Source organism: Actinacidiphila paucisporea, from assembly GCF_900142575.1.
Classification (GTDB): domain Bacteria; phylum Actinomycetota; class Actinomycetes; order Streptomycetales; family Streptomycetaceae; genus Actinacidiphila; species Actinacidiphila paucisporea.
This window is the reverse complement of sequence record NZ_FRBI01000011.1, coordinates 25,273-39,834: the sequence shown is the minus strand read 5'-3', so window position 1 is coordinate 39,834 and position 14,562 is coordinate 25,273. Positions and strand designations below refer to the sequence as shown.

At 74.3% G+C, this 14,562-nt stretch carries 15 protein-coding genes and 1 tRNA gene; 5 read left to right on the top strand and 11 right to left on the bottom strand.

The window, feature by feature from the left end:
- Nucleotides 1-65: 65 nt before the first annotated feature.
- From BUE44_RS17870 to BUE44_RS17860, 3 genes are all read right to left on the bottom strand, one after another.
- Nucleotides 66-884 (bottom strand): SCO1664 family protein, encoded by an 819-nt coding sequence (locus BUE44_RS17870; protein ID WP_073499547.1) that lies wholly within the window; start codon nucleotides 882-884, stop codon nucleotides 66-68.
- Entirely contained in the window at nucleotides 848-1,438 is a 591-nt protein-coding gene (locus tag BUE44_RS17865) for a DUF3090 domain-containing protein (protein ID WP_073499545.1), read from the bottom strand. The genes BUE44_RS17870 and BUE44_RS17865 overlap by 37 nt, the downstream gene beginning before the upstream one ends.
- A 148-nt stretch (nucleotides 1,439-1,586) precedes the next feature.
- Nucleotides 1,587-2,288, bottom strand: a complete 702-nt coding sequence (locus tag BUE44_RS17860; RefSeq protein ID WP_073499907.1) for a histidine phosphatase family protein — start codon at nucleotides 2,286-2,288, stop codon at nucleotides 1,587-1,589.
- Nucleotides 2,289-2,512: 224 nt separating this feature from the next.
- On the opposite strand from BUE44_RS17860, the gene BUE44_RS17855 reads away from it, so the two are divergent.
- Nucleotides 2,513-3,124 carry a hypothetical protein gene (locus tag BUE44_RS17855; RefSeq protein ID WP_073499543.1) on the top strand — a complete coding sequence of 204 codons (612 nt, stop codon included), beginning with the start codon at nucleotides 2,513-2,515 and terminating at the stop codon, nucleotides 3,122-3,124.
- A gap of 42 nt (nucleotides 3,125-3,166) precedes the next feature.
- On the opposite strand, the gene BUE44_RS17850 is transcribed toward BUE44_RS17855, so the two are convergent.
- Nucleotides 3,167-4,216: an LLM class F420-dependent oxidoreductase gene (locus BUE44_RS17850; protein WP_073499541.1), complete on the bottom strand. Its 1,050-nt coding sequence runs from the start codon at nucleotides 4,214-4,216 to the stop codon at nucleotides 3,167-3,169.
- 129 nt (nucleotides 4,217-4,345) lie between these two features.
- Here BUE44_RS17850 and BUE44_RS17845 point away from each other — a divergent pair, with 129 nt between their 5' ends.
- Nucleotides 4,346-5,326, top strand: a complete 981-nt coding sequence (locus BUE44_RS17845) for an aldo/keto reductase (protein ID WP_073499538.1) — start codon at nucleotides 4,346-4,348, stop codon at nucleotides 5,324-5,326.
- Nucleotides 5,327-5,358: 32 nt separating this feature from the next.
- Nucleotides 5,359-8,178 carry an AAA family ATPase gene (locus tag BUE44_RS17840; RefSeq protein WP_235002234.1) on the top strand — a complete coding sequence of 940 codons (2,820 nt, stop codon included), beginning with the start codon at nucleotides 5,359-5,361 and terminating at the stop codon, nucleotides 8,176-8,178.
- 42 nt (nucleotides 8,179-8,220) lie between these two features.
- Here the strand turns inward: BUE44_RS17840 and BUE44_RS17835 are convergent, their stop codons facing one another.
- Nucleotides 8,221-8,829: a hypothetical protein gene (locus BUE44_RS17835; RefSeq protein WP_073499536.1), complete on the bottom strand. Its 609-nt coding sequence runs from the start codon at nucleotides 8,827-8,829 to the stop codon at nucleotides 8,221-8,223.
- 47 nt (nucleotides 8,830-8,876) lie between these two features.
- Here BUE44_RS17835 and BUE44_RS17830 point away from each other — a divergent pair, with 47 nt between their 5' ends.
- Nucleotides 8,877-9,065 (top strand): DUF5703 family protein, encoded by a 189-nt coding sequence (locus BUE44_RS17830; protein ID WP_073499534.1) that lies wholly within the window; start codon nucleotides 8,877-8,879, stop codon nucleotides 9,063-9,065.
- Between the two features lie 59 nt (nucleotides 9,066-9,124).
- On the opposite strand, the gene BUE44_RS39575 is transcribed toward BUE44_RS17830, so the two are convergent.
- The 3 genes from BUE44_RS39575 to BUE44_RS17815 all read right to left on the bottom strand — a co-directional run bounded on the left by BUE44_RS39575 (nucleotide 9,125) and on the right by BUE44_RS17815 (nucleotide 11,730).
- The gene (locus BUE44_RS39575) at nucleotides 9,125-9,883 is read right to left on the bottom strand and encodes a chaplin (protein WP_073499532.1); all 759 of its coding nucleotides are present in this window, start codon (nucleotides 9,881-9,883) and stop codon (nucleotides 9,125-9,127) included.
- Nucleotides 9,884-10,010: 127 nt separating this feature from the next.
- Entirely contained in the window at nucleotides 10,011-10,244 is a 234-nt protein-coding gene (gene chpH / locus BUE44_RS17820; RefSeq protein ID WP_073499530.1) for a chaplin ChpH, read from the bottom strand.
- 148 nt (nucleotides 10,245-10,392) lie between these two features.
- Nucleotides 10,393-11,730 (bottom strand): M20/M25/M40 family metallo-hydrolase, encoded by a 1,338-nt coding sequence (locus BUE44_RS17815; protein ID WP_073499528.1) that lies wholly within the window; start codon nucleotides 11,728-11,730, stop codon nucleotides 10,393-10,395.
- A 189-nt stretch (nucleotides 11,731-11,919) separates the two neighbouring features.
- Here BUE44_RS17815 and BUE44_RS17810 point away from each other — a divergent pair.
- Nucleotides 11,920-12,007 (top strand) — tRNA-Leu (locus BUE44_RS17810).
- A 298-nt stretch (nucleotides 12,008-12,305) separates the two neighbouring features.
- On the opposite strand, the gene BUE44_RS17805 is transcribed toward BUE44_RS17810, so the two are convergent.
- The 3 genes from BUE44_RS17805 to BUE44_RS37070 all read right to left on the bottom strand — a co-directional run bounded on the left by BUE44_RS17805 (nucleotide 12,306) and on the right by BUE44_RS37070 (nucleotide 14,522).
- Nucleotides 12,306-13,127 (bottom strand): hypothetical protein, encoded by an 822-nt coding sequence (locus BUE44_RS17805; RefSeq protein ID WP_073499525.1) that lies wholly within the window; start codon nucleotides 13,125-13,127, stop codon nucleotides 12,306-12,308.
- 91 nt (nucleotides 13,128-13,218) lie between these two features.
- The gene (locus BUE44_RS17800) at nucleotides 13,219-13,746 is read right to left on the bottom strand and encodes a SigE family RNA polymerase sigma factor (RefSeq protein ID WP_073499523.1); all 528 of its coding nucleotides are present in this window, start codon (nucleotides 13,744-13,746) and stop codon (nucleotides 13,219-13,221) included.
- 164 nt (nucleotides 13,747-13,910) lie between these two features.
- Nucleotides 13,911-14,522, bottom strand: coding sequence for a VOC family protein (locus tag BUE44_RS37070; RefSeq protein ID WP_073499521.1), 612 nt, complete (start codon nucleotides 14,520-14,522; stop codon nucleotides 13,911-13,913).
- Nucleotides 14,523-14,562 lie beyond the last annotated feature (40 nt).

Sequence of the window (14,562 nt, the reverse complement as noted above, 5' to 3'; positions counted from 1 at the left end):
GACAGGGAGCAGCACGTTTGCGCCGACCCCGCGGTCGACGCTGCCCGCGAAGCGCCGCCCGCAGGTCAGACGGGCGGCCATGGTATGGGCGGCCAGAGCCCGCTCGGCTCCGGGTGCAGCCCGGTCTCCAGCAGCCGGCCGACCCTGGCCCTGACCGCGTCGGTCTCGGCCAGGGTGATCAGCGAGGTCAGCCGCTCGCCCAACCCGCCGTCCAGGGCGGCGCCGAGGGCGGTCAGCACGGTGACGGCCTCGGCGGGCAGCGGTTCGCCGGCCCAGCCCCACAGCAGGGTGCGCAGCTTGTCCTCGGTGTGGAAGGTCACCCCGTGGTCGATGCCGTAGAGCCGGCCGTCGGCGGCGGGCAGCAGATGGCCGCCCTTGCGGTCGGCGTTGTTGATGACCGCGTCGAGCACCGCGAGCCGGCGCAGCCGCTGGTCGTCGGCGTGCACCAGCAGGGCGGTACGGCCCTGCGCCACCTGCGCCTCGCCCACCGCCTTCCAGCCGGCCGCCGGCTCGTCGTCGTCGGTGAGGGCCAGCAACTCCGCGTCGGCGTCGGCGGACTCGATCCACAGCTGGACCATGCCCTCGCCGTACGGCCCGTCGCGCAGCACGGTCGGCGGCACCAGGCCCCAGCCGGTGGCCTCGGATACCAGGTAGGCGGCGACCTCCCGCTGCGCCAGGGTGCCGTCGGGGAAGTCCCACAGCGGTCGCTCCCCCGCGACGGGCTTGTAGACGCACGGCACGGTGCGGCCCTCGTGCGCGATCTCGCAGTAGAGCACGGCGTTCGACGCGCCCTGCACCCGGCCCCGTACGGTCAGCTCGCCGTCGGCCAGTGCCGCGGTGGCGGCGCTCAGGCCGACCTCCGGTACCCGTTCTGACGCGGGCATACGTGTCCTTCCGGATCCAGGGGGAGGCTGCACAGCGGGCACGGCGGCCGGCCGGCCGACACCACGTCGAGGGCGCGCTTGGCGAAGGAGCGGGCCTGGGCGCCGGTCAGCAGCACCCGCAGCAGCGGCGGGCCGTTCTCGTCGTCCTGGAGCATCTCCTCCTCGGCCGCCTCCACGTCGTCGTCGTCCTCACCTGCCAGCTCGACCAGCGCCTGCGCCTCGATGACCATCCGGTCGTGGGCGCCGTCCCAGGCCAGAGCCATCGTGCCGACCCGGAACTCCTCCTCGACGGGCACTTCGAGCGGGCCGGTGTCGTGCATCTCGGTGGGGGCGACGGCGGGCACCGGGGCATTGCCGCCGCTGCGCCGCACGACCTCGTCGAGCAGCTCGTCGATACGCTCGGCCAGCGCGGCCACCTGCGTCTTCTCCAGGGCCACGCTGGTGGTCCTGCCGGACGCGGTGGCCTGCAGGAAGAACGAGCGCTGGCCCGGCTGTCCGACCGTCCCGGCCACGAAGCGGTCCGGGTGCTCGTAGAAGAAGACCTGGCGGGGCACGTCCTGCTCCGTTTGCTCGGCTGCGTGTCTGTGGTGCGCGATCCGCGGTGCGCTGCGGACGGCTGTGGTGCGGGCGGTGCGGTGTCGCCTGTGCGGTGTCGCCGTCACCGTCGAAGCGGTGTGGCCACCACCCTACTGCGGAAGCTGATCACGGGGCGCCGGTGGAACCGCCGACCACCGCGTCTTCCGCGGCGCCCTCGGCCGGCGCCGGCGGCGGCACGAGGCCGCCCAGATCGCCGGTGTCGCCGAGACGCAGCAGGAACGGGCGGTGCGGGGTGTAGCGGATGACGGTCACCGAGCACGGTTCGGTGCTGATCCGCTGGAAGAGGTCCAGGTGCATGCCGAGCGCGTCGGCGGCCAGCGACTTGATGATGTCGCCGTGGGAGCACAGCACGTACAGCGCCTCGGGGCCGTGCTCGGCCTCGATCCGCGCGTTCCAGTCGCGGACCGCGTCGACCGCGCGGGCCTGCATGGCGCGCAGCGACTCGCCGCCCTCGCCGGGGAAGACCGCCGCGGAGGGGTGCCGCTGCACGGTGGCCCACAGCGGCTCGTCGGACAGTTCGGCCAGCTTGCGGCCGGTCCAGTCGCCGTAGTGGCACTCGCCGATCCGGTCGTCGGTGTGCAGCGGCAGCCCGGTGCGGGTGTCGAGCAGCGGAGCCACGGTCTCCTGGCAGCGTTGCAGCGGGCTGCTGACGACGGCGGCGAGCGGCACGGCGGCCAGCCGGGCGGCCAGCGCCGTGGCCTGCGCGCGGCCGGCTTCGTCCAGGGCGACGCCCGGACTCCAGCCGGCCAGCACTCCCTCGGCGTTGGCGGTGGACCGGCCGTGCCGGACAAGGATCGCGGTGGGCATGTCCGCCACCGTAACCCTTCCGCGCGCGGTCCGTTGTGCTGGGTGACGGCCGTGGCGGGGATGATCCCCCCGAGCCCCCACCACGGCCGCTGATTTCCCGCGGCGCCGCCGCGATATTCCTGCGATCCGCTGTCCCCGGCATAGGTCCCGCCGTACCGCCCCCTGGGTAAGGTGCAGCAGGGGTCGAGCGGGCCTCGGAAGTCGGCATCGCGAAGCGGGTGGAGATGTTCAGCAAGGCGACGAGGAGCCGCCCGGCTGCGAGCGGGGCGCGCCCCGCCGGCACCGACTGGGCTCCGTACGGTCGGCTGGAGGACGCCGCGGAGGTGTACTTCCTGCACGCGGACGTCGCGCTGGACGCCATCGGCGGGGTGCTGGGCCGGCGCCGGGTGCGCGGTTTCACCCTGGAGCGGGTGGTGGACCTGACCGAGGCGGGGGCCTCGGTGTGGCAGGAGGCCGCGGTGTGCGACGGCCGGCGGCTGATCCTGTGGCACAGCGAGGAGCTGGCCGACGCCAAGGCGCCCGGCGGTACGGTCCTGGACTCGTCGGTTCAGGTGCTGCCGCTGGACTCGATCGGCCACGTCGGGATGCGCACCCTGGTCGGGCACGACGAGCTGGGCCGGCGCATCGACCGGGGCGTCTACGTGGTGCTGGCCACCGCGATGCCGCACGAGCTGAGCGCGGTGCAGGCCGACCCGGACTCGCCGCTGCCGGTGGCCTCGGCGAAATTCCGGCCGGAGGCCTTCCGGTTCAGCAAGTCGCTGGACGACGGGGGCGCCGGGCAGATAGCCCGGCTGATCGACTTCGGCCGGCTGCTCGGCCGCCTCGTCCCCAGCTGAGCCGCCCCCGCCACCTCGCCCCATGCCGGTGCGAACCCCGTCCTACGCCAGTCCGGCCAGCTCCAGCGCCTCGACGCCGGCCCGCAGCCCCGCGACGCGCTCCTGGAGCGTGAAGCCCGCAGGGGCCAGGGTGAGCGTGGTGACCCCGGCCTCCGCGTAGGCGCGCATCCCGTCGGCGATGCGGGCGACCGGGCCGAGCAGGCAGGTGGAGTCGATGAGTTCCTGCGGTACGGCGGCGGCGGCGCCGTCCTTGTCGCCCGCCAGGTACTTGTCCTGGATCTCGGCGGCCTGCTTCTCGTATCCCATGCGCTGCGCGAGCTGGTTGTAGAAGTTCTGCTTGCGGCTGCCCATGCCGCCGACGTAGAGCGCGGTGTACGGGCGGAAGACGTCGGCGAGTGCCGCGACGTCGTCGCCGACCGCGAGCGGCAGGGTGGGGCAGACGTCGAAGCCGTCCAGCGTCAGTCCGGCCTTCTCGCGGCCCGCGCGCAGGTGCCGCAGCGCGGTGTCCTCCAGGTGCGCGGCGGACGGGAAGATCAGCAGGGCGCCGTCGGCGATCTCGCCGGTCTGCTCCAGGTTCTTCGGGCCGATCGCGGCGATGTAGAGCGGAATGTGCTCGCGCTCGGGGTGCACGGTCAGCTTGATCGGCTTGCCGGGGCCGCCGGGCAGCGGCAGCGTCCAGTGCTCGCCCTGGTAGCTCAGCCGCTCGCGGGCCATCGCCTTGCGGACGATCTCCACGTACTCGCGGGTGCGCGACAGCGGCTTGTCGAACTTCACGCCGTACCAGCCCTCGGAGACCTGCGGTCCCGACACGCCGAGGCCGAGGCGGAAGCGGCCGCCCGACAGGGAGTCCAGGGTCGCGGCGGTCATCGCGGTCATGGCCGGGGTGCGGGCCGGGATCTGGAAGATGGCGGAGCCGACGTCGATGCGCTCGGTCTGCGCGGCCACCCAGGACAGCACGGTGGGGCCGTCGGAACCGTAGGCCTCGGCGGCCCAGCAGACGCTGTAGCCGAGGCGGTCCGCCTCCTGCGCGACGGCGAGGTTGTCCGAATCCATACCGGCGCCCCAGTAGCCGAGGTTGATCCCGAGCTTCATCGCACTCCCCTTGTACTGGTCAGTAACGTCGTTGTCCCCCCGGACTGTAGCGCGCGGCGGCGCCACCGGGGCCTGTCGGGTACGTCACTGCCGCCCATCAGGGCGGTGCGGGCAGTAATCTCAGCGCCCATGGAGCATAGGCACCTCGGCCGTACCGGGTTGCGCGTGTCCCGGCTCGGGCTCGGCACGCTCACCTGGGGGCGCAACACCGGCGAACGCGACGCCGCCGACCAGCTCAAGACCTTCTGGAACGCCGGGGGTTCGCTGGTCGACACCGCGGACGTCTACGCGGACGGCGGCGCCGAGTACCTGCTCGGGCGCCTCATCGAGGACCTGGTGCCGCGCTCCGACCTGGTCATCGCCACGAAGGCGGGCAGCGTGCCCGACCCGGACCGGCGCTTCGACACCTCCCGCGGCCACCTGCTGTCCGCACTGGACGCGTCCTTGCAGCGGCTCGGCACGGACTACGTCGACCTGTGGCAGGTGCACGCCTTCGACCCGGGCACACCGCTGGACGAGACGCTGCAGGCGCTCGACATCGCCGTCAGCTCCGGCCGGGCCCGCTACGTCGGGGTGTCCAACTTCTGCGGCTGGCAGCTCGCCAAGGCCGCGACCTGGCAGCTCGCCGGGTCCGGGCGGACCGCGCTGGCCAGCACGCAGATGGAGTACTCGCTGCTCCAGCGCGGTGTCGAACGGGAGGTGCTGCCGGCCGCCCTCGACCTCGGGATCGGGCTGCTGCCCTCCTCGCCGCTGGGGCGCGGCGTCCTCACCGGCAAATACCGCGGCGGCACCCCGCAGGACTCCCGCGGCGGCTCGGAGGACATGGCGCCCTTCGTCGCGCCCTATCTCGACGACACCGCCGCGCTGATCGTGGACGCGCTGGCCATAGCGGCGGACGGCCTGGCCGTCGCCCCTCTGCACGTGGCCCTCGCCTGGGTACGCGACCGCCCCGGCGTGGCCGCCCCGCTGCTCGGCGCGCGCAACGCCCAGCAGCTCGCCGCCGCGCTGTCAGTGGAGGCCCTTACGCTTCCCGATGAGATCCGCCAGGCGCTGGACGACGTGTCGGCGCCGCTGCACCGCTACCCGGACCACGACTGGAGCACGCTCTGAACCCGCGCCCCGCTCCCCCGACGGAGGCCGCAATGCCCCCCACCACCCCGCCACCGCCTTCGGCCCCGGCCGCCCCCTCCGGGCGCCCCCCGGTGAACCTCGCCGACCTCGCGGCGGCCATGCGCTCCATCGAACGCGGCGAGAGCCCGGCGGCCCCGGCCCCCCGCGGCGACGCGGCGGAAGCCCGCCGCAAGCGCCGCGAGGCGATGGCGGCGGAAGCGGCCGCCCTGCAGGCGGCCGAGGCGGCCGCGGACGGGCCCACCGGCAGCCCCGCGGCCGGGTCCTCGGCGGCCGAGGCCCGGGAGGATGAGACGGGCGCCGACGCCCCGGCGGCCGAGCCGGCCCGAGCCGGAGACGCGGCCGACGAAGCGAGCGACTCCCCCGGAAGCCCGGCCACCGGAGCGCCGGACGCCGACGCGGACGGCTCGCAGCCGCAGGGCGGCACCGGAGCAGCAGACGGGGGCGCGGGCGACGCCCGGCCCCAGAGCGGCCCGGCAGACGACTTCCCCGGACAGCCCGGCACCGGAGCAGCACCCTCAGGTCGCCCGCAGGGCACCGCACCCGGGCGACCCGGCACGGGGGCGACGGCACCGGAGGCGGGCGACTCGCGGCCGCAGGGCGCACCGGCGGCAGCCGCCGCGGGCGGCTCGCAGTCGCAGAGCGGCCCGGCAGACGACTTCCCCGGGCACCTTGGTACCGGGGCGGCAGCCGCCGCGGGCGGCTCGCAGCCGCAGGGCGCACCGGCTGAGGGCGCCGCAGGTGGCTCGCAGCCGCTGGGCGGCCAGGCAGACGACTCCCCCGGGCACCCCGGCAGGGAAACGGCACCCTCAGGTCGCCCGCAGGGCACCGCACCCGGGCGACCCGGCACGGGGGCGACGGCACCGGACGCGGACGACTCCCAGCCGCTGGGCGGCCAGGCAGATGACTCCCCCAGGCACCTCGGTACAGGGGCGGCACCGGACGCGGGCGGCTCGCAGCCGCAGGGCGCACCGGCTGAGGGCGCCGCAGGTGGCTCGCAGCCGCTGGGCGGCCCGGCAGACGACTCCCCCGGGCACCCCGGCAGGGGAACGGCACCCTCAGGTCGCCCGCAGGGCACCGCACCCGGCACCGGGGCGGCGGCGCCCGCCGCAGGCGGCTCGGCGCTGGGGGGTGGGGGGCGGCGTGTTGGGCTGGATGGCGGGGCCGTTGCCGCGGCTGCTGCCGTGTTGGTGGAAGGTGGGGCGCCCGGGGAGTTGGCCGGGGAAGTGGTGCGGGTGCTCGGGGAGGGGGCCGCTGGGGAGCTGCGGGAAGACCCCTGGCTGGTGCTCGGGATCGGCGGGGTGCGGGTGGAGCAGGGGGACGCGTTCGCCCGGGGGCTGCTCGGCGGGGCCGTCGGGCCCGGGGACGAGCGGCGGGGGCGGGCGCTGGTCGCCCGGGTGCTGGAGGACGCCGCCCTGCGCGGCCACACCGCGCTGGCGCCCGCCGACCTGCACGCCGCGCTGAGCGGATACGCCGTGCCCGACCCGGAGGCCGCGGTCGCCGCGGCCGTCGCGGACGGCCAGGTGCTGGTCTTCCAGGAGGGCGAGGACGACGCGGCGGACGCCGCGGACGTCTCGCTGCTGCTCGGCCTCGACCGCTACGCGATGGCCGAGGAGAGCCTCGCCGAGGGCTTCTTCCGCCTGCTGCGGTCCCTGGATGACGACGGCGCGGGCTGGGCGCAGGCCGCCGCCCCGACGCCGTCCGCCGCCGAGCTGATCAGGGCCGCGGCGGGCAGCGGCCTGGTCGTGCACTCCGGCGGCGAAGCGGCCCGCGCGGAGCCCGCCGCCCTGGTGGCCGCCGCACGGACCGCCGGCCTGCGGGCGTACGCCGCCGCGTACACGGAGAACGGCCGCCGCAGGCTCGCCGCCGCGGTGGGCGAGGACGCGGCCGTGACCGTGGACGGCCTGCTCTCGGGCACCGAGGGCCCTGGCCGGGCCGCGGACGGCAGCCTGGACCTGGACCTGCTGGCCGTGGTGGACGCACCGCAGCTGTCCGTCGAGGAGGCCACGACCCTGGTGGAGTCGGTTCCCGACGGCGCCCGGCTGGTGCTCAGCGGCGACCCGCACGCCCTGTGGTCGGCCGGCGCCGGCCGGGTCTTCGCGGACCTGCTGGCGGCCCGCGTCTGCCCGCGGGTGGTGTCCCGCACGCCGGACCCGGGGCCGATCGGCGAGCTGGTGTCCTGCGTCGGCGAGGGCGAGCTGACCGCGGTGGAGGCGCCCGGCAAGGAGGTCGTGGTGGTGCCGGTGCGCGACCCGCGCGAGGCCGTGCACCGTACGGTCCAGCTGGTCGCCGACTCCGTCCCGCGGGCCTTCGGCGTCGAGGGGGCGCAGGTCCAGGTGGTCACCACCGGCCACGGCGGCCCGGTCGGCACCCGGGCGCTCAACTCCGCGCTGAAGGAGCGCCTCAACCCCGGCCCGGGCCGTTTCGGCGGCTTCGACCCGGGCGACCGGGTCGTGTACGTGCCCGTGCCCGGTCGTACGCTGCCCGGCACGGTGACCGGGGCGGAGCAGGACGGCCTGCGGCTGGAGTGCGAGCGGGGACCGGTCGTCGTCCCCCGCGATGACGTGGCGGCCACCGTGCGCCACGGCTGGGCGGTGACCGGCCACCAGGCCGCCGGTATGCGCTGGGCCGCCGCGGTGGTGGTCGTACCGGGCGACGCGGGGCCGCTGCTGACCCGCTCCTGGGTCTATACGGCGTTCGGCCGCGGCGAGCGCCACCTCTCGGTGGTGCAGGGCGCGGAGCAGCAGCTGGCGCAGGCGGTGGCGGGCCCGCCGGCCACCGAGCGCACCACCCGGCTGGTCTCCGTCCTGCGCGAGCTGACCGCGCAGGGCTGAGCGCGCGGCCCCGGGGGCGCGACCCCCGGGGCCCGGCGCCGGTCAGTCGCGGCCGAGCACGCCCAGCTCGTCGTCGAAGACCGCGCTGACGTCGAAGCGGCACACCACCACGTGCGGGTCGGCCTGGTCGAAGGGGGCCTCGAGCCACTCCCCCGGCTCGGCCGGCTCCACGGCGGAGACCCACACCGTGGAGTCGCCCTCCTCGAAGCCGAAGTCCTTGTGCCGCTGGGCGATCTCGTCGGGTTCGTACTCCCCGAAGATCACTCCGAGCGCCGCGTTGACGGTCGCCGTGGCCGATCCGTCGGTGTCCTCGCTCGCATGTCTGGCCTGCGAGAAGAGCCGGTCGGGCGCCACGATCGTGTAGTCGCGGCGGATCAGCACGCTGATCGCCTCGGGCTCCAGGGGACCCTCGTACTCCGGCATCGAGCCGCCGGCGGGCACTTCGAGCGGGGTCACCTCGTCGTAGGCCTCGTACAGCAACTCGTCGTACGACTCGGCGGCCGAGGCCAGCGCCTCGAACGCCTCGTGAACGGCGGGGTCGTCCTCGCCGCTGCGCTTCTCGATCGCGTCGAGATGCCGGTCGAGCGCGGCCTTGACCGCCTCGACTGCGGCACGGACCTCGGCCGCCGTGGGCTGCACGTCATCAGACATGAGGGAGACGCTATCCGCACCGGGGCGTTGCTTGCACAATAGATGCGATGCCGGAATACGAATTCAGAGAGATGTACGTGCCGCGTGGGGTCTCCCGCAAGGACGCGACACGGTTGCTGACCGACGAGGCGGAGTACGGGCACTGGGAGGTCGACCGGCTCCGCCTCTATCCCGACGGGAGCAGACGCGTACGGCTCAGGCGCCGGATCATCCGTCAGGTGCGGGCCACCTGGTGAGGTGACCCGCTCGGGCCGGTCCCGCTGCGGGCCGGCCGGGTGGCCGCGCCCTAACGGGCTCAGCCCCGGGCTCCGCGTCCGCGGCGGTAGAGCAGGGCGCCGCCGAGGAGCAGCGCGCCGGCGGCGAAGGAGCTGATGGCCATGCCGTCGGCGCCGGTGTGCGCGAGGGTGCCGCCGCCGGTGCCCGTGCCGGGCACCGCGGGGGTGCGGTGGGTCACCGGGGTGGCCGGGGAGCCGGGCGTACCGGGGGTGCCCGGGGTGCTCGGGGTGCCGGGGATCCCCGGAGTGCCGGGCGTACCCGGATTCCCCGGGTGTCCGGGGTGTCCGGGATGACCGGGATGACCCGGGCCGGGCATGCCCGGGGTGCCGGGATGGCTGGGCGGCGTGGAGACGTTGGCGCAGTCGTTGCCGAACGTCGGGTTCAGCGCCCCGATGACCGTCACGCCGTTGCCGCACAGGTTGACCGGGACGTCCACCGGTGCCTGGACGGAGTTGCCCGAGCCGACGCCCGGCGAGCCGTGGGCGACGCCGTGGGCGACGGAACCGCCGGAGCCGCCCGGGCCGCCCCGGTGGGCGGAGACGTTGGCGCAGTGGTTGCCGAACACCGGGTTCAGCAGGCCCACCACGTTGAGGGTGTTGCCGCACGCGTTGACCGGGACGTGCACCGGGACCTGGACCTGGTTGCCGGACAGCACGCCCGGCGAGTCCGCGGCCGCACCGAACGCGCCCGCGTCGGCGTGTGCCAGACCGCCGGTCGCGGCGATCACGCCGCCGGTGGCGACCACGGTGAGCAGGCCCTTTGTGGAGACCTGTCGCATTTGTTACCCCTAACCTTCCCCCGTGTTCGGGGACGTGCCTGGAAATGGCGAGTGGCCCCGGAACGCAGGTGGGTGCGCCCGGGGCCGATCCGGCGTCGGCCGCGCAGAGGGCGCGGCCGCGGCGGAATCAGTCGTTGACGCAGGTGTTGTCGAAGGCGGGGTTGAGCAGCCCGATCACGGAGACCGTGTTTCCGCAGAGGTTCACCGGGATGTGGACGGGGATCTGGACGACGTTGCCCGACAGCACACCAGGGGACTGCACCGCGGCGCCCTGGGCGCCGGAGTCGGCGGCAGCCATGCCCGCACCCGCGAGCACGAGACCGCCGGTGGCGACCGCAGCGGCGACGACCTTCTTGATCATTCTCATTCCTCCTCATGGACAAGTGCGGCCCCAGCCTGCTGACCACACCGTCGTAACGACCTCCTGAGGAATAGAGCTACGAATGGATCGGGCCTTTCACCCGTACCGGCGAAGGAGGTCACCGGAACGGGTACACATGACCGACGGGTCAGCTGTGTTCGATGAAGCGGTCGAGCACCCGGACGCCGAAGCGCAGTCCGTCGACCGGCACCCGCTCGTCCACCCCGTGGAACATCCCGGCGAAGTCCAGCTCGGGCGGCAGCCGCAGCGGTGCGAAGCCGAAGCAGCGGATGCCCAGGTCGTCGAAGGACTTGGCGTCGGTGCCGCCGGAGAGCATGTACGGCACCGCCCGCGCCCCCGGGTCCTCGGCGACCAGCGCGGCCTGCATCGCGTCGACCAGGGCGCCGTCGAAGTCGGTCTCGACCGCCTTGTCGCTGTGTACGGACTCGCGCTTGACGCGCGGGCCGAGGATACGGTCGAGGTCGGCCAGGAACTCGTCCTCGTAGCCGGGCAGGAAGCGCCCGTCGACGTGGGCGGTGGCCTGGCCGGGGATGACGTTGACCTTGTAGCCCGCGCCGAGCATCGTCGGGGCGGCGGAATTGCGCAGCGTGGTGCCGATCATCTTGGCGATGCCGCCGAGCTTGGCGAGCGTCGACTCCATGTCCTCCGGATCGAGTTCGGTGCCGAGCGCGTCGGACAGCTCGTCGAGGAAGCCGCGGACGGACTTGGTGACGCGGACCGGGAATTCGTGCCGGCCGAGCCGCCCGACCGCCTCGCACAGCTCGGTGATCGCGTTGTCCTTGTTGGTCATCGACCCGTGGCCGGCCGTGCCGTCCACAGTGAGCCGCATCCAGTGCATGCCCTTCTCCGCGGTCTCGATCAGGTAGAGCCGCAGGTCGTCGTTGACGGTGAAGGAGAAGCCGCCGACCTCGCCGATCGCCTCGGTCACGCCTTCGAAGAGGTCCGGGTGCTCGGCGACCAGGTGCTTGGCGCCGTAGGTGCCGCCGGCCTCCTCGTCGGCGAGGAAGGCCAGCACGATGTCCCGCGGCGGCTTGCGTCCCGAGCGCAGCCGGTCGCGGATCACCGCCAGCGTCATCGCGTCCATGTCCTTCATGTCGACCGCGCCCCGGCCCCACACGCACCCGTCGGCGACCTCGCCCGAGAAGGGGTGCACGGTCCAGTCGTCGGCGTTGGCCGGTACGACGTCGGTGTGCCCGTGGATGAGCAGCGCGGGCCGCGACCGGTCCACGCCCTCGACCCTGGCGACCACGGAGGCCCGGCCCGGGTGCGACTCGAAGATCTGCGGGTCGAGCCCGACCTCGGCGAGCTTCGCCGCGACGTATTCAGCCGCGGCCCGCTCCCCGGGCCCGGAGTGGTCGCCGTAGTTGCTGCTGTCGATCCTGATCAGCTCACTGCACAGGTCGACGACCTCGTCCTCACCGGTGACTGTTCCGCTGTCCGTACTGCCAGGCCTGGACTCGCTCACGCTGTCTCTCCTCCTCGTCACCCACCCGCCCGCCGCGCGCGACGGATGCCTCCCCCATCCTGCCCCGCACCCCCCGCGACCCCCAAGGCTCACCCCTCGCGCGCGCCCCCGCCTGCGGTGATTCGGCCCTCCCGATCTTTGCTATGGTTTACCCCGTCGCCACGGCCGCGAGGCCGTGTCGTCACACCCGTCCGGGTGGCGGAATGGCAGACGCGCTAGCTTGAGGTGCTAGTGCCCTTTATCGGGCGTGGGGGTTCAAGTCCCCCCTCGGACACCAGCGGAGACCGGCGAAAGCCGTCCGGTCACACCGACGAAACGGTCGGCATCACCTTCGTGATGCCGACCGTTTCGTCGTGCCGACGCCCGCCAGGGCCGGAGCCTAGGGCCTGTCCGGCGGATCTTGGCGGATCAGCCTGCGGCGTCCGGTGCCGTACATCGCAAGGCGGAGAATCGTCCTCGTACCGGGTCGTACAAGGACGATTCGACAACGCTGGGACCACCTCCCGCCGAAGGCAGGGGGAGGGGTGCGGTGCCGGGCGTCGCGGGCCCGGCAAGATCCGCCGGACAGGCCCTAGCTAGGACCAGGGGGTCGTCTCGATCAGCCTGAACGGCAGCGTTGCCGACCGGGGCGGCACCGGCATTCCCGCGGCGATGGTGCGCCAGAGGTCGGATTCGGCGATCGACGTCAGTTGCGCGACGGTCAGCGGCGCGACGGTCGTCGGGAGACCGCTGGAGTGCGCGCCCGGCTTCGGCAACCACAGCTGGTTGACGGCGACCTGGTAGTCGCCGGTCTCGTAGGTCGACGCGAGCCAGTCGTCGGGGGCCTCGACGACGACCTGGCTGACGATCGTCCGGCCGTCCTTGTACGTGAAGACGTGACACGGGCCGTCGGAGGCGCCCACGCGGGCGGGGGGGCACACGCCCATGGGCTGGGCACCGGCGGGCTTGCGGGTCACGAAGACCGACACCACCGCGGTGCCGCGGCTGTCGGTGAACTTGGCCGCCACACCGGCCGCGGGCGCCTGTCCCTCCTTCGCCTCGCTCGCCGCGCTGTCCTCGGTGCGTATACCGGTGAGGGTGCCGGGGGTCAGCAGCGTGGTCAGGGCGTCGTGCATCCGCGCGTCCCGCTCCCGCTGGCCGGACGGCGGTGTCGGACGGCCCGCGGCGATCGCGTCGGTGCGGTGGCCGCCGGACAGTGACGTGGCGACGACCGTGCCGCCGACCGCGACAGCGGCGGCGACGGCGGCGGCCGTCGTCACGATCGCGGCCTTGCGCCGCCGTCGTATCCTGCGGCCCTGGGCGTGGGCCTCGGACACCAGCCGCAGCGGGCTGTCGGGCAGGACGGCTTCCGCGGCCTGCCGGAGGGCGGTGCTGAGTGCGTCCTCGAATTCGGGCATGGGCGATCCTCGTCTGGTGGGCACGCGCGCGCTGGGCGTGCGGACGGGCGGTGGGTGGTGCCGGCGAGCGGGGGCGGATTGGGCGTGCGCCTCATCGCGGGACGAGATCGGCGGCCTGCTCCCCGAGTTCGGCCCGCAGCCGTTCCAGGGCGCGGACGGTACGGGTGCGTATCGCGCCCGACGACGCCTGCAGGGCCTCCGCGGTGTCCTCGACGCTGCGGTCCTCCCAGTAGCGCAGCACGAGCACCGCGCGGTCCTTCGGGCTGAGCCGGGTGAGCGCGTCGAGCAGCGTCATCCGCAGCGCCACGTCACCGGCGCCGCCCGCGGCCGGCTGCCGTCCGTACTCCGGGGGCTCGGCGGTCAGCCGTTCTGTGGTGGTGGCGCGGCGGCGCCGGTGCATCAGGAAGTTCCGCACCAGGACGGTCTGGGCGTACGCGGCCGGATTGCCGAGCTTGTCCGATCGACGCCCCCAGACGACGTACATCCGGCTCAGCGTCTCCTGGACCAGGTCCTCGGCGAGGTGGCTGTCACCACCGGTCAGCAACCATGCGGAGCGGTACAACGGCCGTGTTCTGGCCTGGGCGAACTCGATGTACGCCTTGGTCTGTGCTTGTCGCACTGCGGGCGACTCCCTCCGGACGGCGTGTCTTACCCGTAGTCGATGCACGGGACCGCCGGCGTGTTACAGCCGCTCTCCGTACGACGCGATGGCGGGCCCGGCGCGGGAGGGCTGGGTGGCGGGTGCGGGAGGGGTCTTCCGCGTCTGAGGGTGGCGCCGCCGGCTCAGCCGAGAACCGGCCCCACCTCGTACTCGTTGCCCTCGGGGTCGGCGAGGAAGGCGGGGGCGTCGCCTGCGACCAGGAAGCGCAGCCGGTTGCGGCCGGTCTTCGCGGTGGCGGGCGGGCCCATCACCAGGGCGGGGCCGGTACGGGCCGGGTCGCGCAGGCACACCCCCCACGCGGCGCGCTCCACCACCGTCCAGCCGGTCGCCGCGGCCCAGAAGGGACCCTGGGTGGCGGGGTCGTCCGCGTCGAGGCACAGCTGGGCGAGCCGGGCGTCCGCGGGTCCGCGGTGCTCGGGCAGCACGCAGAATTCGTTGCCCTCGGGGTCGGCGAGGACCTCCCACGGCACCTCGCCCTGCCCGATGTCGACCCGCACCGCGCCGAGCCCCAGCAGCCGCGCCACCTCGGCCGGCCCGCCGGCGAGATCCAGGTGCAGCCGGTTCTTCCCCTGCTTGGGCCGCCCGTCCGCCCTGAACCGCAGCTCCACACCCCCGTCCGGCGGCCGTACGACGCTGCCACCCGCGTCCGTCCGCCACCCGAGCGCCGCCGCCCAGAAGCCCGCCAGCGCCTCCGCGTCGACCGCGTCGAAAACCACCCCGGTCAGCTCTGCCATCCGCTCCCCGCCTCCGCGTCACGTCCACCCGCCGCACCGG

Coding starts and splice junctions, on each gene's coding strand:
- BUE44_RS17870 (WP_073499547.1), bottom strand. CDS start 884: ATGCCCGCGTCAGAACGGGTACCGGAGGTCGGCCTGAGCGCCGCCACC.
- BUE44_RS17860 (WP_073499907.1), bottom strand. CDS start 2,288: ATGCCCACCGCGATCCTTGTCCGGCACGGCCGGTCCACCGCCAACGCC.
- BUE44_RS17855 (WP_073499543.1), top strand. CDS start 2,513: ATGTTCAGCAAGGCGACGAGGAGCCGCCCGGCTGCGAGCGGGGCGCGC.
- BUE44_RS17850 (WP_073499541.1), bottom strand. CDS start 4,216: ATGAAGCTCGGGATCAACCTCGGCTACTGGGGCGCCGGTATGGATTCG.
- BUE44_RS17845 (WP_073499538.1), top strand. CDS start 4,346: ATGGAGCATAGGCACCTCGGCCGTACCGGGTTGCGCGTGTCCCGGCTC.
- BUE44_RS17840 (WP_235002234.1), top strand. CDS start 5,359: ATGCCCCCCACCACCCCGCCACCGCCTTCGGCCCCGGCCGCCCCCTCC.
- BUE44_RS17835 (WP_073499536.1), bottom strand. CDS start 8,829: ATGTCTGATGACGTGCAGCCCACGGCGGCCGAGGTCCGTGCCGCAGTC.
- BUE44_RS17830 (WP_073499534.1), top strand. CDS start 8,877: ATGCCGGAATACGAATTCAGAGAGATGTACGTGCCGCGTGGGGTCTCC.
- BUE44_RS39575 (WP_073499532.1), bottom strand. CDS start 9,883: ATGCGACAGGTCTCCACAAAGGGCCTGCTCACCGTGGTCGCCACCGGC.
- chpH (WP_073499530.1), bottom strand. CDS start 10,244: ATGATCAAGAAGGTCGTCGCCGCTGCGGTCGCCACCGGCGGTCTCGTG.
- BUE44_RS17805 (WP_073499525.1), bottom strand. CDS start 13,127: ATGCCCGAATTCGAGGACGCACTCAGCACCGCCCTCCGGCAGGCCGCG.
- BUE44_RS37070 (WP_073499521.1), bottom strand. CDS start 14,522: ATGGCAGAGCTGACCGGGGTGGTTTTCGACGCGGTCGACGCGGAGGCG.